Below are 26895 nucleotides of genomic sequence, written 5' to 3'. Positions count from 1 at the left end.
ATTCTCATCGGTTCGATCTGAGCAATACCCCGCCTACCGCAGCTGAAGCCCCTCCGGCGTAAGCCAAGAACAAGCCCGAGCCAACCTCGGCGCCTGACATGTCCAGGTCGCCATCAAGGGCCAGCCCCTCCGCGACGCAGAACCCCATGACGATCAACCCCGCGACCAAGGCCGTCGGCCACATCCGCTGGCTGCTTCCGGACAAGGTCGCCACCAGCAGCGCCCACACAAGCCCGGCGACCACCAGGACGAGCAACCAGGAATCCGCCACCCCTCCCGGGCCCACCAACCATGGCAAATCACCATCAACCACTCCCCGCTTGCTCGAGCCGGCATCGGCCCAGGGAAGCAGCAGCCCGGCAATCAGCAGGGCCACTGAGGCGCCCATGAAGGCAACCCCTGCTCTGAGTTGGCCCGAAGATGGACGATTGCCGCTGCCACCACCCAAGATTCGAACCGGATTTCCCATCGGTTCGGCCCACGATTCGCCATCCCAATATCGATAGCCGCGCTGACCGTGCTCGGAGTACCAGCCGGGCGGCGCCCGGCGAGTCGGTGGGTCGCTCATCCCGACTCCACGTGGTCGGTATAGCGCACGTTCCCCTTGGACAGGTCAAAGGTAAGGTGCTCTCGCATGTCCCCGATCTGGTCGACAAGCACCAGTCGACGGGCAAACCGCCACTGTCCGTTCATCAACGCGAAGTCGTCTTCGTAGCGGCCGGTGACAATGGGCTGCAAGGGCAATGAGTCCGTGCCCTGGTGAACGGCGAAGTAGGAGCGGGCGGCAGCCGTCTGACCGTCTTCGGCGACATCGACGATCACGTTGCTGGCCACATGCCGGGTGCGCAGCGTGCCGTCGCCGTGGACTTTGTTGGTGGCCGCGTAGAACGCGGCGACGTCGTCCCCCGACATGCCGTCGCCGGGATCGGCCGAGCTGGTGGAGGTGAGCACCCCGTGGGAGAAGAGCTCGCCAAGCTCGTCGAAGCGGGCCAAGTCCACGCATTCGGCATAGGTGTACATAAGCGCCTTGATCGAGCGCACGGCCTGTTCGTGGGAATTCACGGAAGCAAAGCTAACCCACGTCAACCGGCGACGGCCCGGTAGCGTCAGAGGCGTGAACCCGCAAACAGGGAGGCTCACGGCCTACAGCCACGGTGCTGGTTGAGCCGGCAAGCTCGGACCGGCCGAGTTGGCGCAGGTCGTGCGCACACTGCCAACCCCGACCCACGAGGACTTGATCGTGGGCACAGAGACCGGTGATGACGCCGCAGTGTGGCGCATCGGGGAAGGCCGCGCCCTGATCTCGACCGCTGATTTCTTCGCGCCGGTAGTGGACGACCCTCACACTTGGGGGCGCATCGCGGCCACAAACGCGGCCTCGGATGTCTACGCCATGGGCGGCACCCCCCGGTTCGGACTGAACCTGGTGGCATGGCCCCATGGGGATCTTCTGCTGGAGGTTCTCACCGAAGTGCTGGCGGGCGGGGCCGCGGCGGCCGCTGACGGCGGCTGGGCAGTGGTCGGGGGTCACACGGTGGACGGACCTGAGCCGATGTACGGCCAAGCCGTCACGGGGGAGGCCGATGAGGAGAGCTTGCTGACCAACGCCGGCGCCCAGCCAGGACAGTCCCTGGTGTTGACCAAACCGCTGGGTACCGGGCTATTGGCCACCGCGGTCAAGCGCTCCGAACCCGGGGCCGTCGAACCCGGCGGTTGGCTGGCGGAAACCTACGCCGCGGGAGTGGCCGAAATGACCCGGCTGAACGATGAAGCGGCCTCGGCTGCCCTTGAGGCCAAAGCCACCGCGGCCACCGACATCACTGGTTTCGGACTCCTCGGCCACCTCCAGAAGCTGGCCGCCGCCAGTGGCACTGGCGCGGTGATCCGAGCCGGGGCCGTGCCAGTGCTTCCCGACGCCTGGGAACTGCTGGATCAGGGGTTCGCTCCCGGCGGAACGGGCCGCAACCTCGACCATGTGCGGCCATGGGTTCGAGGGTCCGATGACCAGCGGACCTTGACCATGCTGGCCGACGCCCAAACCTCCGGCGGTCTGCTGTTCTGCTGCTCACCGGCCGCGGCCGCCGACGCAGTCGCCCAGTTGACAATCGCCGATCACACTGCGGCTGTGATCGGCGAGATCACCGCAACCGAGCCAGGAATTCTGGTGGTGGACTGACTACTCAGCCGGCTCGGTGCGGGGTGGCAGTCCGTCCAAATGGGCGGCGTCGTTGTATCGCACCAGCCGCCACACCCCGGGATCGTCGGTTGTCACGAACTCGGTGATGGACGTGTTGAGGGTCCAGAGCACGAATTGCGTGTTCATCCCCAAGCCCAGGAAGAGCCGCATGGCGATGTCGATCACCCCGCCATGGCACACCACCATCATGGTGGTGCCGGGGTACCCCTCCACCAGCTCATAGAGCGCCTGGCCGGTGCGGTAGGAGAAGGCGGCCAGGCTCTCACCGCCAGGCGCCAGCGGCAGGTGAGGATGGAAGTCGCCGGTCCATTCGAATATGTTGCCGAACTCCTTGTAGCCCACCCCGTCGGCCTCGCCGGGGCGGCGCTCCACCAGATCGGGATGGGTATGCACCTCCAACCCCCCCAGGGAGGGAGAGAGCAACTCAGCCGTCTCTATCGCCCGGGGCAAGGTGCTGGACCACAGGGCATCCACCTTGGGCTCATAGCCCTGCGTCCAGCGCTCTCCCAGGGCCTCGGACTGACGGCGGCCCAAAGGCGACAGTCCCGTGCAGAACAGGTCGCCACCGATGATCTGTTTGACCGTTACCTCCGATTCACCGTGGCGGATCAACAGCAAGCGGGTTTGTTCGCCGGTGCTCATTGCGGCCCCATCTTGCCATGCCGAACCCCAGTGCCGGGCCTTCAACGATTCAACTTCATCAACCTGTGGCATAGCTGCCCTGGCTTGGGGCAGAATCTCTAGCGATGATGTGGGGGACGCTGGTGCTCATCGTGGCCTTCGCCGCAGGCGCGGTTCCGTTCTCCTACATGATTGCCCATTCGCTGGCCAGAACCGACCTGCGCCAAGTGGGCACCGGAACGGTGTCGGGCACCAGCTTGTACCGGGTTGCCGGGTTCATCCCGTTGGTGGTGGGCGGCCTGTGCGATGTGGGCAAGGGAGCTCTTGGGCCCTTCTTGGCCGGGGACCGCTGGCTGCTGATGGCGTTTGCCGGGGCCGTTTCGGTGATCGGCCACAACTGGTCGATGTTCCTCAATGGCGCCGGCGGCCGAGGGCTCTCACCGGCATTGGGGGCATTCGCGGTGATCGCCTGGCCCGCGGCTTTGTTCCTGTTGGGCGGGCTGGCGCTGGGACGGATCCTGCGCCACACCGGATTGGTGGTGTTCATCACCATGCCGGCGCTTCCCCCGTTCCTGCTGCTGGTGGCCGACGGCCAGGCCGCCATTGCCAGCACCATCATCGTCATTCCCATCCTGATCAAGCGCGTACTGGGAAATGAGCCGCTGCCCGCCCCCAACCGCTTGAAGGCCGCCGCCCACCGCCTGGTCTTCGACAACGACAGCTGGGTCACAGCATCCCCGTCCAACCCTTGAGATCCAAAGCCCCGGCCGACCACTCCGCCAAAGAGCCTTGAGCCTTCGCACCCAGGTTGACTTCCGTCGCCTTCTCGTTGGACAGGGTGCGTCCGCGCTCGGCGACTGGATGGGCACCTTCGCCCTCATGGCGCTGGTCGACCACCTCAGCGACTCGGCCGCCGCCGTGGGCGGCATCCTCGCCTTCCGGCTCATCCCCGCGGCGCTGGGCGGCACCCTGGCCGCCAAGCTGGTGAGGCGCTGGGACCGCCGCCGCACCATGATCACCATGGACCTGCTGCGCGCCGGGATGATCGCGGTGGTCCCTTTCGTGCAGGAGCTGTGGTGGGTGTACTTGTGGGCGCTCGCGCTGGAGGCCCCCAGCGTGGTGTTCCTCGCCTCCCGGGACTCCTCCATCCCCCATCTGGTCGACGAGCCCGACCTGCCGCTGGCCAACGCGGCCATGATGGGGTCGTCGTACGGCAACATCCCGATCGGAGCGGGCCTGTTCGCCGCGTTTGCCGCCCTCCCGCTCGACGATGGCTGGCTGGGAGCGCACCCCTACGCCCTGGTGTTCTGGATCGACGCGCTCACCTTCGGCGTCTCGGCCTTCTTCATCGCCCGTGCCCTCGGTATTCAGGGCCCGGGAACCCCCGCTGAAGAGGCCCCGGACAGCCCCGCCACGGCAGATGGTGAGATCTCCGTTTCCCCCAGCCGGCTGCGCGACGCCTGGCTGGTGCCGCTGGTGCGCAGGATCCTGCCCGCCACCGCCGCCGCCGCGGTGGGACTGGGGGCCTTGTTCTCGCTGGGCATCAAACTGGTGGAAGAGGAGTTGAATGCCTCCGACATCGAATATGGCATCCTCATCGTTCTGTTCGGCGCCGGTGCGGGAATTGGCTTGGCGCTCACCCACAAATCCCAGCATGTGGATCTGCTGGTGCTCACTCGGCGGGGCGCGCTGGTCATGGGCGCACTGGTCGCGCTGATGAGCCAGAGCCCGACGGTGTGGCTGACCTTCCTCGGCGCTGCCGGGTTTGGAGCCGGGGCCACCGTGGCCCTCACGTCGGGGATGAGCGCGCTCCAAGCCCGAATTCCCCACGAACAGGAGCGGGTGCTGGCCTTCTCGGCATTCCACGTGGTGATCCGCATCGGTTTGGGCGCTGCCGCACTGGGGGCGGGGGCCATCGGCGACGGTCTGAACGAAGCCGGGCTACCCGGCACCCGGTCGGTGCTGCTGGCGTCAGGCCTGATTGTGCTGGCCTCGGCCGCCACCGTCCGCCCGATTCTCGATGTCGATGTCAAAAAGGCCCGCGAGTGACGGTCGGCATCGTCACCGACAGCACTGCTGCGCTGCCCGAGGAAGTGAGGGCTGCCTGGAATATCGCTGTGGTCCCCCTCATCATCACCGTAGACGGCCGAACGGTGGCCGACGGCGAACTCGACACCGCAGAGATCCTTGCCGCCAAGACCCAATCGTCCTCGGGCCCGTCGCCCGGCGCCTTCGTTGAGGCGATCGCCGACCAAGACCAGGGCGACGGTGTCGTGGTCGTGACGGTGACGTCAACCCTGAGCATCACCCATCAATCAGCGGTGCTGGCCTCCAAGAGCGCGGTGGACCCGGTGGCGGTGGTGGACAGCCGAACCGCGGCCGGAGGTCAAGGACTGGTGACCGTGGCCGCGGCCCGTGCCGCCCAGGCGGGCGCGACGCTGGACGAAGTAGTCGCAAGGGCTGAGCAGGTGGCCGGACGGGTCAAGCTAGTGGGAGCACTAGGCAACCTCGACCAGCTGATCCGCAGCGGCCGCGTACCCGGTTTGGCCGGCCGGGCCAGCAATCTCATCGGACTGCGCCCAATGTTCGATATTCACGACGCAGCGATCCGCCGCCTTCGTCCCGCGCTCAGTGACGAGGCGGCCCGCCAGCGCCTCTTGAGCCTCTGGCGACGCACCCGTCCCGAGAACAGCGATGCCCAGCTGCACCTGGTCAGCCTCCACGCCGAGGTTCCCGAGAGGGCCGTGGAGCTACTGGACGATGTCACCGCCGAAGCGCAGCCCACCGATTCCTTCATCAGCCAATTCGGCCAAGCGATAATGATCAACTCCGGCACCGGTGTGCGCGGCTTGGCCTGGTACTGGGACTAGCAGCCAGTCGGATCACTCTTTGGCGTAAACCTCGGCGGCACCCTCTCCGGAGGGGGTGCGGGTGAGGATCTCCGCCTCGTCGTCATGGCACAGCAGGGTGTGCTCGAACTGGGCGCTGCGTCGCTGGTCGGCAGTGACCGCGGTCCACTCGTCGTCCCACAGGTACAGATCGGGGGAACCCAGCGTGAGCATGGGCTCGATGGTGAAGGTCATCCCGGTTTCCAGCGGTGTGTTGTGATTGCGTTCGTAGTAGTGGGGAATTTGAAGCCCGGAGTGGAACTCGGTGCCCACCCCGTGACCGATGAACTCCCGCACTACGCCAAGCCGATGGGCGCGGGCATGGGTTTCGATGGCCCGACCGATGGCGTTCACCGCCGCACCGTTGCGAACCGCGCCGATGCCCTGGTACATGGCGGTCCGGGTCTCTCGAACCAGCAAGCGGGAGTGGTCGTCCACCTCGCCGACCTCGAATGTCACCGAGGTGTCGCCGTGGACCCCGTTGAGGAACACGGTGACGTCGATGTTGACGATGTCGCCGTCGGCCAGCGCCCGGCTGTCGGGGATACCGTGGCAGATGACCTCGTTGATCGAGGTACACACCGATTTGGGATAGCCCCGATAGTTGAGCGGGCTGGGATAAGCGCCCCGCCGCACGATCTCGTCGTGGACTTCGGCGTCGATGCTGTCGGTGGTTACCCCGGGGGCCACCAGCCGTCCAGCAAACAGCAGCACCTCAGCGGCCATCTGCCCGGCCTTGCGCATGGCCTCGATCTCGTCGGCGTTCCGGACTGCTGATGATGTCGCCGGCCCCGGCTCCCCCGTCCGGGCATACGGAGGTCGCTCAATCTCCCGAGGCACCCGCCGCCGCGGCCCCACCAGCCCCGGCCGCACCGGAGGATCGGAAACCGGCACTCGCTCCAACGTCGCAGTCCGCGACCGCTTCCGCTTCGCCATCGCCCGCTAACTCTACCGGCCTACGCCGTATCCAGCCTCAGCGCATGTAGCGGGTGAGGCTCTCCACCACGCAGGCGGGTTTGGGGCTGCCCTCGACTTCCACGGTGATGGTGATGACGGCCTGCACGCCGCCGGTGATCTCGTCCACCGAGCTGAGCTCGGCGCCCACCCGGACCCGCGAGCCCACCGGGACGGGAGCGGGGAACCGCACCTTGTTGACGCCGTAGTTGATGCCCATGGAGATCTGCTCCACGGTGATCAGGCTGGGCAGGAACATGTTGGTGAGCGAGAGTGTGAGGTAGCCGTGGGCGATGGTGGCGCCGTACGGGCTCTCGGCGGCGGCCCGCTCGGGGTCGATGTGGATCCACTGGTGGTCGCCGGTGGCGTCGGCGAATTGGTTCACCCGCTCTTGGGTGATCTCCATCCAGTCGCTCCACCCCAAGTGCTGGCCGACCGCGGCGGGCAGATCATCAACAGTGGCAAAGACAGTTCCCATTGCGGGGAAACTAGCTGCCCTGACGGCCCGACCACGACGGGGAGCGCTTGGTCAGAAAGGCGTCTATGCCCTCTTGGGCGTCGGCGGTAGCGGCGTTGGCCGCCATCACCTCGCGGGTCAGGTCGTAGGCCTCGGGCTCGCCGCAGTCGAGCTGACGATAGAAGGCCTGCTTGCCGATGGCGATGGTGTCGTCGCTGAACCGGGTGATCTGGGCGGCCAGCTTGTCGACCTCAGCCCGAAGTTGTTCGGGGGGCACCACTCGGTTCACCAAACCCCACTCCGCGGCAGTGCCCGCGTCGATGGGCTCGCCGGTGAGCAGCATCTCCATGGACCGTTTGCGCCCCACCGCCCGGGAGATGGGCACCATCGGAGTGGAGCAGAACAGGCCGATGCGCACGCCGGGAGTGGCGAAGGTCGATTCAGTGGAGGCCACGGCCAGATCGCAGGCCGCCACCAACTGGCAACCGGCGGCGGTGGCCACCCCGTCCACTTCGGCAATCACCGGCTGGGGCACGGCGTGGACCGCGTCCATCAGCTCGGTGCAGGCTTCGAACAGATCGTCGTAGAACTCGAGATCCCGGTCGACCATCTCCGACAGGTCGTGACCGGCGGAGAACGCCGGTCCCTCAGCGGCGATCACAATCGCCCCAACGTCGGTCTTTTCGCCCAGCTCCCGCAGTGCTTCGGTGAGGCGCTGCATCAGCTCCAGGCTCAGCGCGTTGCGCCGCTGCGGGTTGGCCAGGGTGATCCGGGCCACCGGACCGTTGATCCCAATGCTGAACATGGAACTGAGACTACCCGCCTGCGGTGTGCTACCCATTGGGGCATGGCCGCAGGAGGTGGGACCAAAGCAGTATTGGCTGCGCTCTTCGCCAACCTGGCCATCGCCATTGCCAAGTTCGTGGGATTCGCCGTCACCCGGTCGGCCTCCATGCTGGCCGAGGGAGTCCACTCGTGTGCCGACACCGGCAACCAGGCGCTGCTGCTCTTGGGCGGTCGATTGTCCAAGCGGGATCCCACCCCCCGCCATCCCTTCGGCTACGGGCGAGAGCGGTACTTCTGGTCGTTCGTGGTGTCCATCATCCTGTTCACCTTGGGCGCGCTGTTCGCCATCAACGAGGGCATCGAGAAGGTGCGTCACCCCCACGAACTGGAGTCGCTCTGGGTGGCCATCGGCATTCTGATCTTCGGCATCGTGGTCGAGTCGCTTTCGTTCCGCACCGCCATCGTGGAATCCAACAAGGTGCGGGGCAAGCTCTCCTGGGGCACGTTCATCCGCCGCTCCCGCACTCCCGAGCTGCCGGTGGTGCTGCTGGAAGACCTCGGGGCCATGTTCGGCTTGGTGTTCGCACTCATTGCCGTGGTGCTGGCCGAGGTCACCGGCGAGCCCCGCTGGGACGGGGTGGGCACCCTGGTGATCGGCGTGCTGCTGGGGATCATCGCCATCGTTCTGGCCATCGAGATGAAGAGCCTGCTCATCGGCGAGAGCGCCACCGAAGAAGACCGAGCCCGTCTGCGGGCGGCGTTGGACGATTCGCCCGAGATTGACCGTGTGGTGGACATCCGCACCCAGCACCTCGGCCCCGAGGAACTGCTGGTGGCCGCCGAAGTGGACTTCGCCGATGGCTTATCCGGCGACCAGATGCCCGCGGCCATCGCGGCGGTAGAGGCGCGCCTGCGCGCCGCCGTCCCCGCCGCCACCCACGTTTATCTGGAGCCCTCCCTCTAGTCGGCCGGCTCGAAATAGGGCAGGGTTATCTCGTCGCTCAATTCGACGAACGTGGTCTTGACCCGCATGCCGACGTGGACGGCGTCTACGGGGCAGTTGATGATGTTGGCCAACAGCCAGAAGCCTTCGTCAAGGGTGACGATGACGGCCACGTAGGGCACGGTGAAGGCAGGGGTTTGGGGGCGCCACACGGTGGTCCAGGAGTACACCTCGCCCAGGCCGGTGCTGACCTCCCATTCGAGGTTCTCCGAGAAGCAGGCCGAGCAGGCCGGGGCCGGGTCCATGGTGATGGCGCCGCAGTCCCGGCACCGCTGGTAGCGCAGCTCGCCGATCTGGCAGCCGTCCCAGTAGGGCTGGGAGTAAATCGTGGGCACGGGCAGGGGGATGCCGGGTGACTGGGGCTGCAGAATCTCGCTCATGGCGTCTCCGTTCCCAGCAGCATCACGTCGGTGAACAGCGCACCGGCACCGCCGTTGGAGCACATAGCCACCTGGGCATCGGGCACTTGGGACGTCACGCAGGTGCCCCGCAGCTGCTCCACCCCCCGGATGACCCGCTGGAGCTGCTGCACCGCGGCCCCACCATGGCTGAACGACATCGTGCCCCCGTCGGTAGTCACCGGGAACTGCCCGCCGGGACCGATGCGGCCCTCCATGATGAAGTCGCCGCCCTCGCCCTCCTCGCAGAACCCGTAGGCCTCGAACTGGCGGATGATCTCGAACGAGAACGGGTCGTAGAACTCGCACACGTCCACATCTGTGGGGCCGAGCTCGCCCATGGCGAACGACTTCTGCGCGGCCCACCGGCCGGTGTAGCCGTTGTTGCGGCCGCTGGGGCCGGCCAAGTCCCACGCCGGCGGGTGCTGGTAGGAGGGGCCGAAGCTGTCGCAGGCCCCGCCCAGGATGTACACCGGCTTGTTGGGCAGGTCTTGGGCCCGCTCCCGGGTGGTGAGGATCAGCGCGCAGGCCCCCTCGGAGGTCATGGCGCAGTCGAGCAGGTGGAAGGGGTCGGACACCATGCGCGACGCCAAGATGTCGGCGGGGGTGAACGGCCCCCGGCCGTGGTACACCGCTTCTGGGTGGGCGTGGCCATTGTTGCGGATGGTGGCCGCTACCGTGGCCAGCTGCTCTGGCGTGGTGCCGTGCATGTGCATGTGGCGCTGGGCGATGAGGGCGAACTCCGCTGCGGTGAACATGCCGTAGGCCACCACAAACTCATTGGCCGGCCGGGTCCACGGGGCGGTGGAAGCCCGCTCGGTGTAGATGCCCGCCGATCCGTGGGCCACTAGCACGGTGTGGCACTGGCCGGTGGCGATGGCTGAGGCCGCGTCCAAGATGATGGGGATGGACGGGGCCATGTGGTTCCGCCAGGCTGGGCCGTTGCGCATGTAGTAGGTGAGCGGCCCGCTGAATGGGCCGGCGGCGACGCCGTCGATGTCCCACGGGGTGAGGCCGGTATCGGCCAGCACCCGATGGACAGCCTGGAAGGTGATGGTGGTGGAATCGTGGCCTTCGAGGACACGGGCTTGTTCGGAGTTGGCGATGCCGACGATGGCGACGTCGTGAAACGGGTGTTTGGCCACGGCCTCAATGTCTAGTCGCGGCAGAGATGGGTTGCGACTTGGGGAAATGGTAAGCAAGGGAACATGAAGCCGTTGGAGGGTGTTCGGGTTGTTGACTTGACTCGGGTGGTTTCGGGGCCGGTTTGCACTTGGTTCTTGGCTTCATTGGGGGCGGAGGTCATTCGGGTAGATCCGCCGGGTGGGGATGTGACCTGGCGCATTCCGCCGTGGGTGGGGCCTGACGGCGAGCAATCGGAGGCCATGGGGCCCGAAGACATCGGCATCAGCTACCTGCGCAAGGGGCGGGGAAAGCGCAGCGTGGTGCTTGAGCTTGGTCGGCCCGAGGGGGCCGATGCATTCCGGCGGCTGGTGGCCAATGTCGACGTGTTGGTGGACAACTTCCGGCCTGGGGTCATGGCCTCGCTGGGACTGGACTACGACACGCTCTCGGAGCTGAATCCCCGGCTGATCCACGCCTCCATCACCGGATACGGTCCCGACGGGCCCGACGCCGACCTGGCCTCGATGGACCTCATCATCCAGGGGCGCTCAGGGCTCATGGGCAAGTCGGGCTTCCCCGACGGGCCGCCCATCAAGGCTGGGGTAACCGTGGGTGACCAGTTTCCCGCCGCCCTCTGCGCTCTGGGGGTGGTGGCTGCGCTGCGCCAGCGGGACATCGACGGCCAAGGGCAATACATCGACGTGGCCATGCTCGACAGCCTGGTCACGATGCTGTGGGACGAGCCTCTCGATCTCTACCGCGAGCGGGGCCTGCCCGACCGCATCGGCAACGGCGACCCCCGGGGCATATTGGACACCTTCGAGGCCCAGGACGGCTGGGTAACCCTGGTGATCACCTCCGATGCTCAATTCAAGCGGCTAACCGAGGAGATGGGCCGGCCCGATCTGTGGGAGCTGGGCCCAAATGTGCCGGTTCGGGCCGACAATCGGGCCGATATCTGCGGTGAAGTGGCCACGTGGATGGCTGAGCAGACCACTGAAGAGCTGGTGGCCCGGCTGCACAACATCCGCGTTCCCGCCGGGGCAGTGGCCTCGGCCTACGCCGCCGCCGACGATCCCCAAATCCAGCACCGCCAAGCCCTGGTCCCCCTCCAACACCCCCACGCCGCTGAGCCAACCAACCGCCTCGGCCCCGCCTTCCCCATTAAGTTCTCCCGCTCCGACACCACCCAACGCCCCGCCGAAACCCTAGGAACCAGCACCCATTCCGTCCTCCAAGAAATCGCCGGCCTCTCTGAAGAAGAAATAACCCGCCTCAGCGCGGAAGGAGTCCTCGGGTAGGCGGGGCGGAATCGTGTGAGACAGGCTGGCGGGATGTTCAGGGCACTACTCCTTAGCCAAGACGACGACGGCAACCGTTCCCACGCCATAACCGAATTAGAAGACACCGAATTGCCCGACCGTCCGGTGATCGTGGACGTGGACTACTCCACCCTCAACTACAAGGACGGCCTGGCCGTGGTGAACGGCGCCCCCATTGTGCGCACCTGGCCCATGGTCCCGGGCATCGACTTGGCCGGCACAGTGGCCCGCAGCGACGACCCGGCATGGTCGCCGGGCGACAAGGTGATCGTGAACGGCTGGGACGTGGGCGAGTCCCATTGGGGCGGCATGGCCACCAAAGCGGCCATGGACGGCGGCTGGCTCACCCCCCTGCCCGATGCCTACACCACCCATCAGGCCATGGCCGTGGGCACCGCGGGGTACACCGCCATGCTCTGCGTACTAGCCCTTGAGGAGCACGACATCACCCCCGATTCCGGGCCGGTAGTTGTGACCGGTGCCGCCGGCGGAGTGGGCAGCGTGGCCGTCGCCGTGTTGGCCCAGCTTGGATATGAGGTGGTGGCCTCCAGCGGTCGCATCGAGACCGAGGGCGACTACCTGCGCGATCTCGGGGCGTCCGAGCTCATCCACCGCGACGAGCTCTCGGGCCCGGCCCGACCCCTGGGCAAAGCCCGCTTTGCCGGGGCTGTCGACACCGTGGGCAGCCACACCCTGGCCAACATCGTCTCCCAAACCCAGCCCCACGGGTGCGTAGCCGCCTGCGGGCTGGCCCAGGGCATGGACCTCCCCAGCTCCGTCGCCCCGTTCATCCTGCGGGCCGTGACCCTGGCCGGCATCAACTGCGTCTACGAGCCCGCCGAGCGCCGAGCCCAAGCCTGGAACCGCCTGGCCCGCGACCTCGACACCGCCAAACTCGACGCCATGACCGACACCATCGCCTTGTCTGATGTCCCTGCTGCCGCCGCCCAAATCCTGGCCGGCGAAATCCGCGGCCGGGTGGTGATTGACGTAAACCGCTAAATTTCTGAGCCAACGGAGGAGACTGATGGAACATCACATCGTCATCAGTGCTGACACCCATTGCGGGGCCGACCTGAGGGACTACAAGCCGTACCTTGAGTCGCGCTACCACGCGGAGTTCGACGAGTGGGCCGAATACATGGACGGGCACAATGAGCGGCGCAAGGAGATGTTTGCCGACATGGAGCGCTCGCCGATGGAGGTGGGGGTGGACGGCGATCCCGAGGTGTGGGGCCATCGCAACTGGTCTTCGTCCGATCGCCTAGCTGAGCAGGAGGCCGACGGCTTTATCGCCGAGGTGCTGTTTCCCAACACCCAGCCTCCGTTCGCCCCGCCCGCGGCCACCGCGTTCGAGGCGCCGCCCTATAGCGACAACTTTGAGCATCGCTGGGCCGGGCTTCGGGCCCATAACCGATGGGTGGCCGACTTTGTGAGCCAGGCGCCCGATCGCCGGGCCGGAATCGCCCAGGTGTTCTTGGGCGATGTTGAGGGGTCGGTCAAAGAGATCGAGTGGGCCGCCGAGCACGGGTTGAAGGGCGGCGTCCTCATCCCCGGTGCTCCGCCCGACTCGCCGTTCGAGCCGCTGTACTCCAAGACCTACGAGCCCATCTGGGCGGCCACCGCGGCCGCCGGGTTGCCGCTGAACCACCACGCGGGCGGAGGCTCGCCCAATTACGGCAACCACTTCCCGTCGTCGTTGGCCATGTTCATCCTCGAGGCCACCTGGTGGACCCAGCGAGCCCTGTGGCATCTCATGTTCTCGGGGGTGTTCGAGCGCTACCCGACGCTGAAGTACGTGACCACCGAGACCGGCACCGCCTGGGTGCCCGAGACCCTTGAGAGGCTGGAGAGCTTCTTCCACCGGATGAAGTACTCCAAGTACGGCTCTGAGACGGTGTTCGGCAGTCAGGCGGTGGCCGATATGTCGCTCACCCCCAGCGAGTACTTCGCCCGCCAGTGCTACATCGGGGCGTCGTTCCTGCGACCGGCCGAGGCCCTGCTCACCCGCACGGTGGGCATCGACCGCGTGATGTGGGGCTCCGACTACCCCCACATCGAGGGGTCTCACCCCTACACCCGGGAGCACCTGCGGCTGACGTTCGCCAACCTCACTGAAGAGGAAACCACTCGCATCCTGACCACCAATGCCGCAGAGGTGTACGGGTTCGACTTGGAGGCGCTGGCCCCGCTGGCCGAGCAGTTCTGCCCCACCAAGGCCGAGGTGGCCACCCCCATCGACTACGCCGACATCCCCGAGCGGGCCAAGGGCTGCCCGGGAATGAACCCCCTCAACCAGGTTGAGCCCGCAGCCTGAGCGGTAGCTCGACCCAGAGGCAGGCGTGTCGTCGATCTTTCCGCCGCTGGACTATCCCCAAGGCATCAGCGTCCAGAGCTTGTTGGAGTCGGCCGCCGAGCGGTTCGGCGACCGGGTGGCCATCCGGTTCGAAGACCAAGCGCTGACCTATCGGGAGTTCAACCGGCAGGCCGATGGGTTTGCCCGCTTGCTGGCTGAGCGGGGCGTCGCCGCCAACCAGCGGGTGGCGGTGATGGCCTCCAACCGGCCCGAGTTCTTCACCGCGGTCTTCGGGATCCTCAAGCTGGGAGCGTCGGCGGTGATGATCAGCTCGGCGTGGAAGCAGGCCGAGGCTGCCCATGCGGTGAACCTCACCGAGCCGGTGCTGGCCATCACCGACGGCGACACCCACCTGCACCTCCCCGCCCCCCTGGCCGACCGGGTGATCCGCCTCGACGAAGATCCCGCGGTCGCCGCCTTGTCCGATGGCCCACCCGAACCCCTCACCGTCGATCTGGATTGGGATCAGGCCGAGGCCGTGCTGATCTTCAGCTCGGGAACCACCGGAATGCCCAAGGCGGTGCGCCATACCCACGCCAGCATCGGCGCCGCCACCATCCTGTGGGGTTCGGTGCTGGGCCTGACCGCCGACGACCGGTTCCAGATCGCCACCCCGCCCTTCCACATCCTCGGACTGCTCAACCTGTTCTCCTCGGTGTGGGCCGGCTCCTCGGTGCGCCTCCACCCCCGGTTCGATCTGGAAGCGGTTCTGGCCGCTGTCGAAACCGACCGCATCACCCTGGAGATGGCGGTGGCGCCGATCGCTCTGGCCATGGCCAACCATCCTCGCCTGGAGGAGTACGACCTGTCGTCGCTGCGCTACATCATGTGGGGGGCCACCCCGGTGACCGAGAGCGTGGCCCGGCGGGTCACCGAGCGAACCGGGGTGCGGTTCCTGCCCGCGTACGGCGCCAGTGAGATGCCCGTCATCACCAGCAACCCTGTCCACCGGCCCGACATGTGGCGGCTGGACTCTCCCGGCCTGCCCATCCACGATGTCAACGTCCGCATCGCCGACCTGGAAACCGGGGCGGTGCTGCCCCCCGGCGAGGTGGGCGAGATCCAAGCCCAGAGCCCCGCCAAGATGGCTGGCTACCTGCCCGAAGAGGCCAACGCCGATGCCTTCGCCGACGGCTGGTACCGCACCGGAGACGTGGGCTGGATGGAGCCCGACGGGTGGCTGCACATCACCGACCGAGTCAAGGAGATGATCAAGGTGAAGGGCTTCCAGGTGGCCCCAGCGGAAGTGGAGGCCGTGTTGCTGGGGCATTCCGACGTGGCCGACTGCGCAGTATTCGGGGTGCCCGACTCCGAGTCCGGCGAAGCGGTGGTGGCTGCGGTACAGCCCCTCCCCGGCCGCGACATCTCCACCGAAGAACTGAAGGCGCTGGTGGCCGACTCGCTGGCCGGCTACAAGCGCCTACACGCCGTTCACTTCGTGGAGGCGGTACCCCGGTTGCCCTCCGGCAAAACCCTGCGCCGAGAGCTCAAGCTCCGGTTCGAGCAAGCCCACCGCTAGAGTCCGGCCGATGGACTCGGAGATGCTGCACCCCCGGCGGTTTGCAGCCCAAGCCCCCGACCATCCCGCGGTGATCATGGGGCGGACCGGGGATGTGATCACCTACCGGGAGCTGGATGAGGAGTCGAACCGTCTGGCCCACCTGCTCCGGGCTCGGGGCCTCAAGGCCGGAGACCATCTGGCCATCGTGGCGGAGACAACACCGCAGTCAATGCCGGTGATCTGGGCGGCTCAGTTGGCCGGACTGATCTTCACGCCGATCAACTACCACCTCACTCCCGGCGAGCTCCAGGCGGTGCTGGACGACTGCGGGGCCGCTGCGGTGGTCACCTCGGCCCGAACCGCCCCGGTAATGGCGGAGCTGGACTTGGCCCGTGTGCCGGTGCGCCTCACCACCGGAAACGACGAGGTGGCCGGGTTCGAGTCGGTGGCCGACGCCGTCTCCGGCCTGCCCACAACCCCGATCCCCGACGAGGGAGAGGGTCGGGAGATGGTGTACTCGGGAGGCACCACTGGCCGGCCCAAGGGAATCCGGAAGCCGACCGCCCAGACCGGCATCGGCGACCCCGACAACCCCGCGGTGCAGATCGCGCTGGGCATGGCCAACTACAAAGTCGACCACACCAGCGTGTACCTGTCGCCCGCCCCGCTCTACCACTCGGCCCCGCTGGTGTTCTGCATGTGCGTGCACCGGGTGGGGGGCACCGTGGTGCTCATGGAGCGGTTCGACCCGGCCGACTGCCTCCGCCTCATCGGCCAGCACCGGGTGACCCATGCCCAGTTCGTGCCCACCATGTTCTCCCGGATGCTCAAGCTGCCCACCCATGTCCGGGAGGTCGCCGACCTCTCCAGCCTCCAACTAGCCATCCACGCCGCCGCCCCCTGTCCGGTGGAGGTCAAGCGGCAGATGATCGAGTGGTGGGGACCGATCCTGTTCGAGTATTACGCCGGCACCGAGGACATCGGCCACAGCGCCATCACCTCTGAGGAGTGGCTGGCCCACCCCGGCTCGGTGGGGCGTCCGCTGCAGCCGGTACACATCGTGGGCCCCAACGGCGATGAGGTGCCGCCCGGCGAGGTCGGCGTGGTGTATTTCGACGGCGGGCGGGACTTCCAGTACCACAACGACCCTGAGCGGACCGCGGCCGCCGCCCACCCCAACGGCTGGCGGACGCTGGGCGACATGGGCCGCCTCGACGGGGAGGGCTACCTGTACCTCACCGACCGGGTGGCCCACACCATCATCAGCGGAGGGGTCAACATCTACCCCCAGGAGATCGAGGATGCGCTCATCATGCATCCCGAGGTGGCCGACGCAGCCGTGATCGGGGTGCCCAACGACGATTTGGGCGAGGAGGTGCGGGCGGTGGTCCAGCTGGTCGACCCAGACCGGGCCGGAGACGACACCGAGGCCGCGCTATTGGCCTGGTGCGCCGACCGGCTGGCCGCCTTCAAGTGTCCCCGGGGAGTGGACTTCGACGAGTCGCTGCCCCGAGATCCCAATGGCAAGCTGATGAAGCGCTATCTGCGAGATCGCTACTGGCCTTCCGACACCGACTCCCGCATCGTTTAGATTTGCCGAACGGCCAAACACGGGAGGCACCATGAGCAGCGAAACCCCAACTGAGCATCTCGACGTCAACGGCATGGTGGCGGTGGTCACCGGCGGGGCCGGCGGCATCGGCAAGGGCATCGTGACTGCCCTGTTGGGGCGCGGCGCCACGGTGGTGATCGCCGACATCGAGGCCGACACCACTGACGCCACCGTGGCTGAGCTGTCCGACTTGGGCCCGGTGTCGGGCTGGCCCACCGATGTGGCCGATGAAGGCTCGGTGGCCGCGCTGGCCGACCACGTCTACGACGCCCACGGCCGGTGCAATCTGCTTTTCAACAACGCCGGGGTCACCTCGGGCGGGGGCGGGAAGCCCTGGGAGCAGGAGCCCAACGACTGGCGGTGGTGCTTCAGCGTGAACGTGTTCGGCGTGGCCATCTGCACCACCGAATTCGTGCCCCGCATGCTGGCTGGGGGCGAACCCGGCCAGATCATCAACACCTCGTCGGGCGACGGCGGCTTCGCCCCCGTGCCCACCGCCTCGGTGTATGCCGCCTCCAAATCAGCGGTGAGCTGCTTCACAGAGACCGTGCACATCAATCTGATCCGCGAGGGCAGCGATCTGCGGGCCTCTGTGCTCTACCCGTCTGGCGGCATGCTGGACACCGGCCTGTTCACCGCCCAGCGCAACCGCCCGGACCACTTCGCCCGGGTGGGCGACGCCACCGGGCGGCGCAGCATGACCTTCCAAGAGCTCAAAGACATCTTGACCGAGGTTCGTGGTTACGAGCCCGAGGTGGCCGACCTAGTGGAGCACGGAAACTTCGTGGTCGATTGCGTGGAGCAGCGCCGGTTCATCATCGGCCGCAATATCGAGGACACCGTCGCTCTCCTCCACCGCCGAGCCGAAGCCATCGGTCGCTACGAAGTCCCCGACTACCACGACATGGGGCTGTAGTTCAGGCGGTTACCCGTACTGGGTGCGGTAGGGGCTGATTGAACAGATAGCCCTTCTGGTTGAACGGGACCCGATCGGGCTGGGTGTTGCCCTCGATATCGGTGGCTCGGGTGGTGATGGTGTGCTCTCCGGCGGTCGCCGTCCATTCGAACTCGAATTGGGCCCACGAGTGCTGGGGCTGCGGGGTGAGCACCCGGGAGTCTTGCCAACTCATGCCGCCATCGTCACTCCATTGCACTCGGGATATCCGGCCACGAGGTGAGTGAGCGAAACCCCTCAGGACGTGCTGGCCCTCGTCCAGCCGGGCCGGCCAGGGAAGCGCCAAGGCGCTCTTGATGTTCTGCTCTGTCACCACCTGGCCCAGCGCCTCGCCCTCGGGGGAATAGTCGTCGCCGATGAGCACGTAGGAGGTGGTGTTGTTGCGGGTCCACTGGGGGTCGGCCGAGACCACGATCCGGCCCAGCCACTTGATCTGCGAGCTGCCCACCCAGCCCGGAACAATGGCTCGCAGCGGGAAACCGTGGTCGCGGGGCAGCAGTTCTCCGTTCATTTCGTAGGCCAGGATCGTGTCGGGATCCAGAGCTTTCTCAAGAGGCAGAACGCGCTGGAAGCCGCCCTCGGGAGAATCCTCGTCGAGCCCCACCAGCAGCACGCTCACGGCGTCGTCGGCCAAGCCGGCCAGGGTCAGCACATCGGCCAGGGAGACACCCTGCCACTCGGCGTTGCCGATGGCACCGCGCCCCCACTGGGTGCCTTCTGCTGTCCGGCCTTGCAGCTGGTCGAACATCACCCGGTGGTTGCCTGCGCATTCCAGATAGGCGACAAACGAGCGACTGGGGAGCCGACGGATGTCGTCGTAGCTGAGATCGAGTCGCTGCTCAACCGCATCGCCCTCCACCACCAGCGACCAGTCGTCCGCTGACAGATCGACGCTGGCGGAGTTGTTGCGGACGAAGAAGAGGTCGTTGGGGGTGATCAGCCCCGGCATCAACTCCAGACGGGACTCCAGCGATGCGCCCCGCTGAATGAACGGCGACGGGCTTTTGAACAGCGCAGCCCGCTCAACCGGCGAGCCGAGGCTGCCGGTAATCGGCACGGTCGACGATCCGCCGCCCCCGCAGGCTGCCACCACCGCCGCCGCGCCACCGGCCACCAGCAGCGCCAGAAAGTGCCGACGCGGCATCCCTTGGCCGCTGGCCAGCTCCCACAGGTGCTCGCTCTGCTCGCTCCAGGATTCGAGCTCCATAAGGTCGGTACTGGCTCAGAGGCCGAAGCAACGCTTGGCGTTGAGCCCCAAGATCTTGTCCTTGCGAGATTCGCTCAGGTCTTCCCGGTCGGCCAGGGCTTTGACCACGCCAGGGAACACTCCGTCGGGGTGAGGGTAGTCGGTGGCGAAAACCACGCAGTCGTCGCCGAGCGAGTCCATCACGCCAGAAACGGTCCGCTCTTCGGGGTCGCAGGAGATGAAGCACTGGCGCTGGAAGTACTCGGTGGCATTCAGTTCCAACGGGGCTGAGGCATGGCCCCAGGAATCCAAGTGCTCGTCGATGCGTTCGAGCCAGTGGTCCACCCAGCCGCAGCCCGACTCCAAGAACACCACCCGCAACTCGGGGTGACGCTCCAGCACTCCTCCGGCGATCAGCTCCAAACAGCCCATCTGCTGCTCATGGGGGTGGGAGCACACGTGGCGGAACATGAAGTTGTCGTATCGGTCGAGTCCTGATTGGGGCACATTCTGGGTGGTGCCCTCGTGCAGGGCGGCGGGCACGCCCCGGTCAGCCAGCAGCGACCACAGCCCGTCGTAGGCCGGGTGGTCGAGGGTTCGCCCGGCGATGACGTTGGGGCGCAGCATCACCGCCACGAACCCCAGCTCGTCGATGGCTCGGCGGGCCTCGGCCAACATCAGCGCCGGATCCACCTGGGGTACCACGGCCACCCCCAGCAGTCGAGACGTGTCGGTGTCGCAGTAGGTGCGGAGCCAGTCGTTGTAGGCCCGGCACAGGGCGTTGTTCACCGCCGCATCGGCGATGCCGCCGAACATGAGCCCGGTGGTGGGGAAGATCACCGAGATGTCCATGCCCTCGCTGTCCATGTCTGCGATCCGGGCGTGGGGATCGACACCGCCCTTGGGGCGCTCTTTGTCGTAGGCCTCGGAGTCAAACGGGATGTAGGGCGCCATCTCGCCCCCCACGAAAGTGCGGGGCCGCCCCTGGCTGTCGAGCACCCGGCGAGGTGCGAATGCCAGGAACTCCGGATCGCAGAACTCCTCCCACAGCTCCGGCGGCTCGCTGATGTGGCCGTCGGCGTCGATCACCAATCTGCTCATGGAATTACCCTCCTCATCGCAGTGTGGCCCGGCCCTTGTCGAAGACGGTGGTGCCCCGGTTGGAAACCACTCGGAACAGCACTCCATTGTCCCCGTCGAGGTCGTGCCAGATCTGGGTGGTGAGCACATCGCCGTTATAGCCGGGAGCCGCAAAACGCCCGGCTATGGAGCCCAGTGCCAGGGGATCGCCTCCGCACACCGTCTCTACCAGTGCCCGACAGGCGAATCCGTAGGTGTTGAGCCCCATGAGAATCGGCCCGTCAAACCCAGCCGCCGCGGCCACCGTGGGGTCATAGTGGATGAGGTTGGGGTCGTTGCCCCCGTGGCGGTAGAGCAGCGACTGCACCGGCAAAGTCTGCCAGTGCAGCGCGGCGTCGGGGGGCGCGTCGCCGACATCCCAGGGTGGAGTTTTGGGGCCGGGGTCGCCGCCGAAACCCCCCTCGCCCATCACGAACAGCTTGGAACCGGTGGTGAACAGCGGCTCACCGGTGGCGGCATCCACCGACTCGCTTTCGGCGTGGACCACCGCGCCGGAGCCCTTGTCGTAGATGCCCACCACCGTTCCTGTGCTGACCACCGACCCGGTGGGGCTGATTTCCCCATGAATGGTCAGCTCCTGCTCGCCGTGTACCAGCTGGTGAACCTGGTAGTCGCCGTATCGGAACATGGGATTACCTTCGCCGCTGCTGGCCTTGTCCGACCGACCCCCGGAGCACACGAAGCTGGGATACACCTGCTGGGGGTGCCCGGCGGCCTGCTCCCCCACAAACGCCAGATCTCCAAACCCCGCCCCCACGCTCAGCGCATAAAGCGTGCAGTCCCGGGGCAGCCACCCCCGCTGATGCGGCTCGCTCCGCTCCCCCACCAAGTCCAGGTTCATCGCCATGCCGCCATTGTGACCCATACCGGCCCCATTCTTCCCAAAGCAAGAGCGACGGTTACGGTGAGGGCATGGCCGACGATCGAGTACAGCTCACGGTGGACGGGCATATCGCCGTCATCACCAACAACAATCCCGCTAAGCACAACGCCTTCGACGACGACATGGACGTGGCGCTGTTCGACATCCTGGGGGAGATCAAAGCCGACAAGTCCATCCGGGCCGTGGTGTGGCGGGGCGAGGGCAAGTCGTGGTCGTCGGGCCGGGACGTGTCGGCCATCGGCGGCGGCCAGATGGGGATCGCCCACCACGCCGGAATGGAGCGGGGCCACCGGGGAATCCAGCAGGTTTGGGACATCGACGCCCCCATCATCGTGGCCATGCAGGGATGGGCCATCGGCGGCTCGTTCCAGCGAGCTCTGCTATGCGACATCCGGGTGGCGGCCGAGGGCGCCCGCTTCTTGCTCCCCGAATTGACCCACGGGGTGATCCCCGACACCGGCGGAATGGGCCGCCTGTTCGAGATTTGCGGATCGGGCCTGGTCAGCGACATGGTGCTCACCAGCCGGGTGCTAAGCGCCGAGGAGGCCCTCACCCACGGCATCGTGACCCGCATTGTGGCCCCTGAGGAGTTGGACGACACCGTGATGGAGATGGCTGCCAAGATCGCCTCTCACTCGCCTTATACGGTGCAGCTTGCCCGCCGGGTGATCCGCAACCTGGCCATGGAAGGGCTGCGCAGCTCCATGAACGATGAGTACGCCTTCCAGACCTTGATCAACCGCTCGGACGACTTCGCCGAGTTCCGAGCGGCCCGGGCCGAAGAGCGCGAACCCGAGTACAAGCGGTCGTAGGGAGGACATGAGCCATGGCTGAGATCACCGGACTGCCCGAGCCCGCCCCGGAGGGCGCCACCGCCCTGGTGCCGGGCACCTACGACGGCCAGACCGTGTTCGTCACCGGCGGGGGCACCGGACTGGGCAAGGCCATCGCCACCGAATTCGCCCGGCTGGGGGCCAACCTGGTTATCGCCAGCCGCAAGCCCGAGCACCTTGAAGCGGGCCAAGCGGCCATGGAGGAGATCGGCGCTGAGGTGCTGGTGGTGGGCTGCGACATCCGCCAGGCCGAGCAGATCGCCGAGGCGTTCGACGCCGCCGCCGAGAGGTTCGCCATGCCCGACGTGCTGATCAACAACGCGGCGGCCAACTTCCCAGTGCCAGCCGAGGACATGTCGCCCAATGCCTGGCGCACGGTGGTGGACATCACCCTCAACGGCACCTTCTTCTGCGCTCGGGAGTTCGCCCGCCGTCATCTGGCCGCGGGAACACCGGGGTCGATCGTCAACATCGGGGCGTCTTACGCCTGGACCGGCGGCCCCGGGTTCGCCCACTCAGCCGCAGCCAAAGCCGGGGTCAAGTCGATGACCGAGAGCCTGGCCGTGGAGTGGGGGCCCTACGGCATCCAGGTGAACGGGCTGGTGCCGGGGCTGTTCCCCCATGAGGACATGACCGCCGACATACGCTCCAGCCTCGACCGCACCCACGAGAAGGACCCCTGCCAGCCGGCCATGCGGGTGGGCCAGCTGCGGGAGCTGGGCTGGGCCGCCACCTTCCTGGCCTCCCCCTTCGCCCGGTTCATCAGCGGCCACACCATGGTGGTGGACGGGGCCAACTGGCAGCGCCGCTCCATGACCAACCCGGCGGTCGTCACCATCCGCGACCAGATGGGCAAGGGGCCGTTCGAGCTTTGAGCACCGACGCCCGGCCCTTTGATCCCATCGCTCTGGAGGTAGTCAAGAACGCTTTGGGGGCCATCGCCGAGGAGATGGGGCTGACCACGGTGCGATCGGCCTATTCCTCGGTGGTCAAAGAGGGCGGGGACTCCACTGCGGCGATCTTCGACCACCGGGGCCAGTTCATCGCCCAGTCGATGGGCGCTCCCCTGATGCACTTGTCCAGTTTGCGACCGTCGCTTCGCTCCCTGCTGGACGACTTCCCGCCCTCGGGAATGCGCGACGGCGATGTGTACGCCTCCAACGATCCCTACCGGGGCGGCATCCACTCCAACGACGTGATGGTGTTCCGACCAGTGTTCATCAACGACACCCTGGCCTTTTTCACCTGTGCTCTGCTGCACGTGGCCGATCTAGGAGGCATGGCCGCCGGTGGGTTGCCGGCCAACGCCACCGAGATGTTCCAGGAGGGCCTGGTGCTTCCCCCTGTGCCGCTGGCGATCGGCGGGGAGCCAAACCAGCCGATGCTGGATGTGATTGCCGCCAACAGCCGCACCCCGGAGAAGGTGCTGGGCGACATCCGGGCCATGATGGCGGCCACCAACCTCGGTGCCGACCGGCTGGCCGATCTGGCCGACCGCTACGGCTTGGAGCGGCTGCACCAGATCACCGACGAACTGTTGGACTACACCGAACGGCGCACCCGGGCGGGCATCGAGGCGCTGGCCGACGGTACCTACACCGGATCGTTCATCATCGACGACGACGGCGTGAACCCCGACGCCGACCACGAGGTACACGTGGCCCTCACCATCAGCGGCTCCACGATCACCGCCGATTTCGAGGGCACCTCGCCCCAAGCGCCGGGGCCGATCAACGCCGCGGTGTCGCAGACCACCTCCGGGGTGCTGTTTGCCGTCCGCTGCCTGTTGGCCCCCGACATCCCGGTGAACGACGGCGCGTTCCGGCCTCTGGAGCTGCGCCTGCCCCGGGGCACGCTGGTGAATCCCAATCCGCCTGCCGCCCTCAACGCCCGCATGGCCACGGTCATGGCCGTGGTGGAGGCCATGTTGGGGGCGTTCTCCCAGCTCGACCCGGCTCGAGCGGTGGCCGCTTCCTGCAACGTCCACGTCTACATCATGAACGGCACCGGGGGCGACGGCCGGCCGTGGGCGTTCATGGATCCCCAGTTCGGCGGCTCCGGAGCCCGGTCCGACCGCGACGGTGTGGACGTGACCGGCCCGCTGGTGCTGGGCGCCGGTGGGGCGTTCCACACCGTGGAGGCCTATGAACAGGAACACCCGGTGCGCTTCGAGCGCTTCGAGCTGTGGACCGACTCAGGGGGACCGGGCCAGTGGCGGGGCGGCACCGGGGCGCGCCGCGACATCCGCATCCTCGCCGACGGCCAGTTCACCGGCCGGGCTACCGATCGTTGCCGCCGCCCTCCACCGGGCATCTACGGCGGCTCTGCTGGCGCGGGCGGGGGCTGGGTGCTCAACCAGGGCACCCCCGACGAGCAACCGCTGCCCGCCAAGGTCACTGCCTATCCGCTGAGAGCCGGGGACATGATCACCATGCTCACCTCGGCCGGCGGCGGCTTCGGAAACCCGTATGAGCGCGACCCCGAGCTGGTGGCCGCCGATGTGCGCGACGGCCGAGTCTCGCCGGAAGCCGCCCGCCGGGACTACGGGGTGGTGGTCGACCTGGAAACCGGGGAGGTGGACCGGGAGGCCACCGCGGCATTGAGAAGCCGATGACCCTCGCCCTGGGCATCGACATCGGCGGGACGTTCACCGATGTGGTGATGATCGACCGCTCCGACCGCAGCGTCTGCACCGCCAAAGTGCTCACCACTCCCGACGACCCCGCGGCCGGGGTGCTCGACGGGATCGCCGAGCTTTTGGCCGAGGCCGGGCACGATCCCCCCGAGGTGTCTCAGGTGGTCCACGCCACCACCCTGGCCACCAACCTGATCTTGGAGCGCAAGGGCGGCCCGGTGGCCTACGCAACCACCGCAGGATTCGGCGACATCTTGATCATCGGCAACGAGCGCAAGGGCGACGCCGAGAAGTACGACCTCTTCTACACCAAACAGGCGCCTATCGTCCCCCGACGCCGCACCGTGGACGTGGTGGAGCGGACAGGGGCTGACGGCTCGGTGGTGGTGCCCCTCGACATCGAGCAGGCCCGCACGGCGCTGGCCGACCTGTTGGCCCGCGAGCCGGTGGAGGCAGTGGCGGTGTGCTTCCTCCATTCCTACGCCAACGGGGAGCACGAGCGCCAGGTGGCCGACATCATCGCCGAGCTGAGCCCCGACCTCTACGTGGCGGTTTCCAGCGATGTTTGGCCCGAGTACCGGGAGCTGCCCCGAGCCTGCACCACAGTGATGTCGGCCTACGTGGGCCCCACCGTCACCCGCTACATCGCCCGACTGGACGAGGAGCTGGCCCAACAGGGCATCGGGGCCCGGCTTCAGATCATGGGTTCGTCAGGCGGCATCATCTCGGCGGCCACCGTGGCCCGTCGGCCGGTGCAGCTGGTGGAGTCGGGGCCGGCCGCCGGGGTTATGGCCGCCGCCCACATCGGCCGCCTCAGCGGCATCGACGATCTGATCTCCTTCGACATGGGGGGTACCACCGCCAAGGCGGGGCTGGTGCGGGGCGGCCAGGCTGCCATCGCCCACGAGTTCTATGTGGGGGGCACGGCGTCTTCGGGTGTGAAGAAGATCAACACCGGCTATCCCATCAAGATCCCGGTGATCGATTTGGCCGAAGTGGGCGCCGGCGGCGGTTCCATCGCCTACCTCGACAGCGGCGGCGCGCTACGGGTGGGGCCCGGTTCCGCCGGGGCCGAGCCGGGACCGGCCTGCTATGACCGAGGCGGCACCCAGCCCACCGTGACCGACGCCGATTTGGTGCTGGGCTACCTCAATCCGGACTTCTTCCTCGGGGGCCGAATGGCCATCCGGGCCGACCTGGCCCAATCCGCCCTGGCCGAGCTGGCCGAGCCAATGGGATTGACCCCACAGGAGGCCGCCGCCGGGGTATACGAGGTGGTCAACGCCACCATGGCCGCCGCGGTGCGGGTGGTGACCCTGGAGCGGGGCATCGACCCCCGCGACTTCACCCTGCTGGCCTCGGGAGGGGCCGCCGGAATCCATGTGGCCCGCTTGGCCGAGGAGTTCGGCATCGCCGAGGTGGTCATCCCGGCCAACCCCGGGGTGGGCTCGGCAGTGGGCCTGCTGGCCTCCGACGTGGTCACCGACCACGTCCGCACCCAGGTGATCGACTCGGTTGGGGCCGATGCGAGCGTTATCGAAGCCATCTACACCGAACTGGAAGCTGTGGCCGTCGCCGAGATCGGAGCTGAGGGGTTCTCTGCCGACGAGATCGTTCTGGAGCGAGAGATCGACATCCGTTACCACCACCAAGCCCACGAACTCACCGTCCCCCTCCATGGAGTTGACCTCGACGAGGCGGCTGCCGCGTTCAACGAGCTCTACGAAGAGCTCTACGGCATCCGCCAGACCGACCCGGTGGAGTTCGTCAACTACCGAGTGCGGGTCATCGGCCCTGTGCCCAAGCCCGACTGGTCGACCGATCAGGTAGCCGCCCAACCACCCATGCCCCTCTCCTACCGCCCCGCCTGGTTCAGCGGAAAAATGGCCGACACCCCCGTCTACCGCCGCCACACCCTCCTACCCGGCCCCACCATCGCCGGCCCCGCCATCATCGAAGAGACCTCCTCCACCGTGGTCGTCCCCCCCGACTGGACCGCCTCCACCGACCGCCACCGCAGCCTGGTGCTCCGCCCGGCCTAGG

At 67.2% G+C, this 26895-nt stretch carries 25 protein-coding genes and 1 pseudogene; 15 read left to right on the top strand and 11 right to left on the bottom strand.

The features are described from left to right. Window positions 1–4 precede the first annotated feature (4 nt). Together ACOGI7_RS16200 and ACOGI7_RS16195 are read right to left on the bottom strand one after the other, a co-directional pair. Window positions 5–568: a hypothetical protein gene (locus ACOGI7_RS16200; protein ID WP_419849772.1), complete on the bottom strand. Its 564-nt coding sequence runs from the start codon at window positions 566–568 to the stop codon at window positions 5–7. After that, complete coding sequence (locus ACOGI7_RS16195; RefSeq protein WP_419849771.1) at window positions 565–1062, bottom strand: nuclear transport factor 2 family protein; 498 nt, start codon at window positions 1060–1062, stop codon at window positions 565–567. Before ACOGI7_RS16195 ends, ACOGI7_RS16200 begins: the two co-directional genes overlap by 4 nt. Window positions 1063–1114: 52 nt before the next feature. Here ACOGI7_RS16195 and selD point away from each other — a divergent pair. Beyond that, window positions 1115–2184: pseudogene (selD, locus tag ACOGI7_RS16190) on the top strand (selenide, water dikinase SelD); the annotation flags it as partial. On the opposite strand, the gene ACOGI7_RS16185 reads toward selD, so the two are convergent. After that, the gene (locus tag ACOGI7_RS16185) at window positions 2177–2839 is read right to left on the bottom strand and encodes a histidine phosphatase family protein (RefSeq protein ID WP_419849770.1); all 663 of its coding nucleotides are present in this window, start codon (window positions 2837–2839) and stop codon (window positions 2177–2179) included. The pseudogene selD and the gene ACOGI7_RS16185 overlap by 8 nt on opposite strands. Window positions 2840–2943: 104 nt before the next feature. Here ACOGI7_RS16185 and ACOGI7_RS16180 point away from each other — a divergent pair, with 104 nt between their 5' ends. From ACOGI7_RS16180 to ACOGI7_RS16170, 3 genes are read left to right on the top strand one after another with little or no spacing between them, the layout of a single operon-like run. Next, entirely contained in the window at window positions 2944–3570 is a 627-nt protein-coding gene (locus tag ACOGI7_RS16180; RefSeq protein WP_419849769.1) for a glycerol-3-phosphate acyltransferase, read from the top strand. A gap of 37 nt (window positions 3571–3607) precedes the next feature. Next, a complete protein-coding gene (locus tag ACOGI7_RS16175; protein WP_419849768.1) occupies window positions 3608–4867 on the top strand; it encodes an MFS transporter in 1260 nt (419 codons plus the stop codon). Next, a complete protein-coding gene (locus tag ACOGI7_RS16170; protein WP_419849767.1) occupies window positions 4864–5688 on the top strand; it encodes a DegV family protein in 825 nt (274 codons plus the stop codon). The genes ACOGI7_RS16175 and ACOGI7_RS16170 overlap by 4 nt, the downstream gene beginning before the upstream one ends. Window positions 5689–5700: 12 nt before the next feature. Here the strand turns inward: ACOGI7_RS16170 and map are convergent, their stop codons facing one another. The 3 genes from map to ACOGI7_RS16155 are packed head-to-tail and all read right to left on the bottom strand — an operon-like array spanning window position 5701 to window position 7922. After that, the gene (map, locus tag ACOGI7_RS16165; RefSeq protein ID WP_419849766.1) at window positions 5701–6642 is read right to left on the bottom strand and encodes a type I methionyl aminopeptidase; all 942 of its coding nucleotides are present in this window, start codon (window positions 6640–6642) and stop codon (window positions 5701–5703) included. A 37-nt stretch (window positions 6643–6679) separates the two neighbouring features. Then, complete coding sequence (locus tag ACOGI7_RS16160; protein ID WP_419849765.1) at window positions 6680–7138, bottom strand: MaoC family dehydratase; 459 nt, start codon at window positions 7136–7138, stop codon at window positions 6680–6682. A gap of 10 nt (window positions 7139–7148) precedes the next feature. Then, window positions 7149–7922: an enoyl-CoA hydratase gene (locus ACOGI7_RS16155; RefSeq protein WP_419849764.1), complete on the bottom strand. Its 774-nt coding sequence runs from the start codon at window positions 7920–7922 to the stop codon at window positions 7149–7151. A gap of 42 nt (window positions 7923–7964) precedes the next feature. Between ACOGI7_RS16155 and ACOGI7_RS16150 the strand changes: the two genes are divergently transcribed. Further along, window positions 7965–8867 (top strand): cation diffusion facilitator family transporter, encoded by a 903-nt coding sequence (locus ACOGI7_RS16150; RefSeq protein ID WP_419849763.1) that lies wholly within the window; start codon window positions 7965–7967, stop codon window positions 8865–8867. On the opposite strand, the gene ACOGI7_RS16145 is transcribed toward ACOGI7_RS16150, so the two are convergent. After that, window positions 8864–9286 (bottom strand): Zn-ribbon domain-containing OB-fold protein, encoded by a 423-nt coding sequence (locus ACOGI7_RS16145; RefSeq protein ID WP_419849762.1) that lies wholly within the window; start codon window positions 9284–9286, stop codon window positions 8864–8866. The genes ACOGI7_RS16150 and ACOGI7_RS16145 overlap by 4 nt on opposite strands. After that, the gene (locus ACOGI7_RS16140) at window positions 9283–10449 is read right to left on the bottom strand and encodes a thiolase family protein (protein WP_419849761.1); all 1167 of its coding nucleotides are present in this window, start codon (window positions 10447–10449) and stop codon (window positions 9283–9285) included. Before ACOGI7_RS16140 ends, ACOGI7_RS16145 begins: the two co-directional genes overlap by 4 nt. A 63-nt stretch (window positions 10450–10512) precedes the next feature. Here ACOGI7_RS16140 and ACOGI7_RS16135 point away from each other — a divergent pair, with 63 nt between their 5' ends. The 6 genes from ACOGI7_RS16135 (at window position 10513) to ACOGI7_RS16110 (ending at window position 18136) form a co-directional block, all read left to right on the top strand. After that, on the top strand, window positions 10513–11730 hold the full coding sequence (locus ACOGI7_RS16135) for a CaiB/BaiF CoA transferase family protein (RefSeq protein WP_419849760.1): 1218 nt from the start codon (window positions 10513–10515) through the stop codon (window positions 11728–11730). A 33-nt stretch (window positions 11731–11763) separates the two neighbouring features. After that, entirely contained in the window at window positions 11764–12753 is a 990-nt protein-coding gene (locus tag ACOGI7_RS16130) for an MDR family oxidoreductase (protein ID WP_419849759.1), read from the top strand. Between the two features lie 25 nt (window positions 12754–12778). Then, the gene (locus ACOGI7_RS16125; RefSeq protein ID WP_419849758.1) at window positions 12779–14068 is read left to right on the top strand and encodes an amidohydrolase family protein; all 1290 of its coding nucleotides are present in this window, start codon (window positions 12779–12781) and stop codon (window positions 14066–14068) included. 115 nt (window positions 14069–14183) lie between these two features. Next, window positions 14184–15626, top strand: a complete 1443-nt coding sequence (locus ACOGI7_RS16120) for a class I adenylate-forming enzyme family protein (protein ID WP_419851532.1) — start codon at window positions 14184–14186, stop codon at window positions 15624–15626. 10 nt (window positions 15627–15636) lie between these two features. Next, a complete protein-coding gene (locus ACOGI7_RS16115) occupies window positions 15637–17199 on the top strand; it encodes an AMP-binding protein (RefSeq protein ID WP_419849757.1) in 1563 nt (520 codons plus the stop codon). Window positions 17200–17230: 31 nt separating this feature from the next. After that, on the top strand, window positions 17231–18136 hold the full coding sequence (locus ACOGI7_RS16110; RefSeq protein WP_419849756.1) for an SDR family NAD(P)-dependent oxidoreductase: 906 nt from the start codon (window positions 17231–17233) through the stop codon (window positions 18134–18136). Between the two features lies 1 nt (window position 18137). Here the strand turns inward: ACOGI7_RS16110 and ACOGI7_RS16105 are convergent, their stop codons facing one another. The 3 genes from ACOGI7_RS16105 to ACOGI7_RS16095 are packed head-to-tail and all read right to left on the bottom strand — an operon-like array spanning window position 18138 to window position 21348. Beyond that, window positions 18138–19382 (bottom strand): sulfite oxidase, encoded by a 1245-nt coding sequence (locus tag ACOGI7_RS16105; protein WP_419849755.1) that lies wholly within the window; start codon window positions 19380–19382, stop codon window positions 18138–18140. 15 nt (window positions 19383–19397) lie between these two features. Further along, entirely contained in the window at window positions 19398–20462 is a 1065-nt protein-coding gene (locus ACOGI7_RS16100; protein ID WP_419849754.1) for an amidohydrolase family protein, read from the bottom strand. Between the two features lie 13 nt (window positions 20463–20475). Then, on the bottom strand, window positions 20476–21348 hold the full coding sequence (locus tag ACOGI7_RS16095; RefSeq protein WP_419849753.1) for a MaoC/PaaZ C-terminal domain-containing protein: 873 nt from the start codon (window positions 21346–21348) through the stop codon (window positions 20476–20478). 65 nt (window positions 21349–21413) lie between these two features. On the opposite strand from ACOGI7_RS16095, the gene ACOGI7_RS16090 reads away from it, so the two are divergent. The 4 genes from ACOGI7_RS16090 to ACOGI7_RS16075 are packed head-to-tail and all read left to right on the top strand — an operon-like array spanning window position 21414 to window position 26894. Then, window positions 21414–22196, top strand: coding sequence for an enoyl-CoA hydratase/isomerase family protein (locus tag ACOGI7_RS16090; protein WP_419849752.1), 783 nt, complete (start codon window positions 21414–21416; stop codon window positions 22194–22196). A 14-nt stretch (window positions 22197–22210) separates the two neighbouring features. Beyond that, complete coding sequence (locus ACOGI7_RS16085; RefSeq protein WP_419849751.1) at window positions 22211–23092, top strand: SDR family oxidoreductase; 882 nt, start codon at window positions 22211–22213, stop codon at window positions 23090–23092. Continuing rightward, on the top strand, window positions 23089–24831 hold the full coding sequence (locus ACOGI7_RS16080; RefSeq protein ID WP_419849750.1) for a hydantoinase B/oxoprolinase family protein: 1743 nt from the start codon (window positions 23089–23091) through the stop codon (window positions 24829–24831). Before ACOGI7_RS16085 ends, ACOGI7_RS16080 begins: the two co-directional genes overlap by 4 nt. Then, complete coding sequence (locus ACOGI7_RS16075; protein WP_419849749.1) at window positions 24828–26894, top strand: hydantoinase/oxoprolinase family protein; 2067 nt, start codon at window positions 24828–24830, stop codon at window positions 26892–26894. Before ACOGI7_RS16080 ends, ACOGI7_RS16075 begins: the two co-directional genes overlap by 4 nt. Window position 26895: the final 1 nt, after the last annotated feature.

Origin of the sequence: Candidatus Poriferisocius sp. (assembly GCF_965204145.1) — a bacterium.
In the GTDB taxonomy this organism is placed as follows: domain Bacteria; phylum Actinomycetota; class Acidimicrobiia; order Acidimicrobiales; family Bin134; genus Poriferisocius.
The sequence above is the reverse complement of the archived record's forward strand: the minus strand, read 5'-3'. Positions and strand labels throughout refer to the sequence as shown.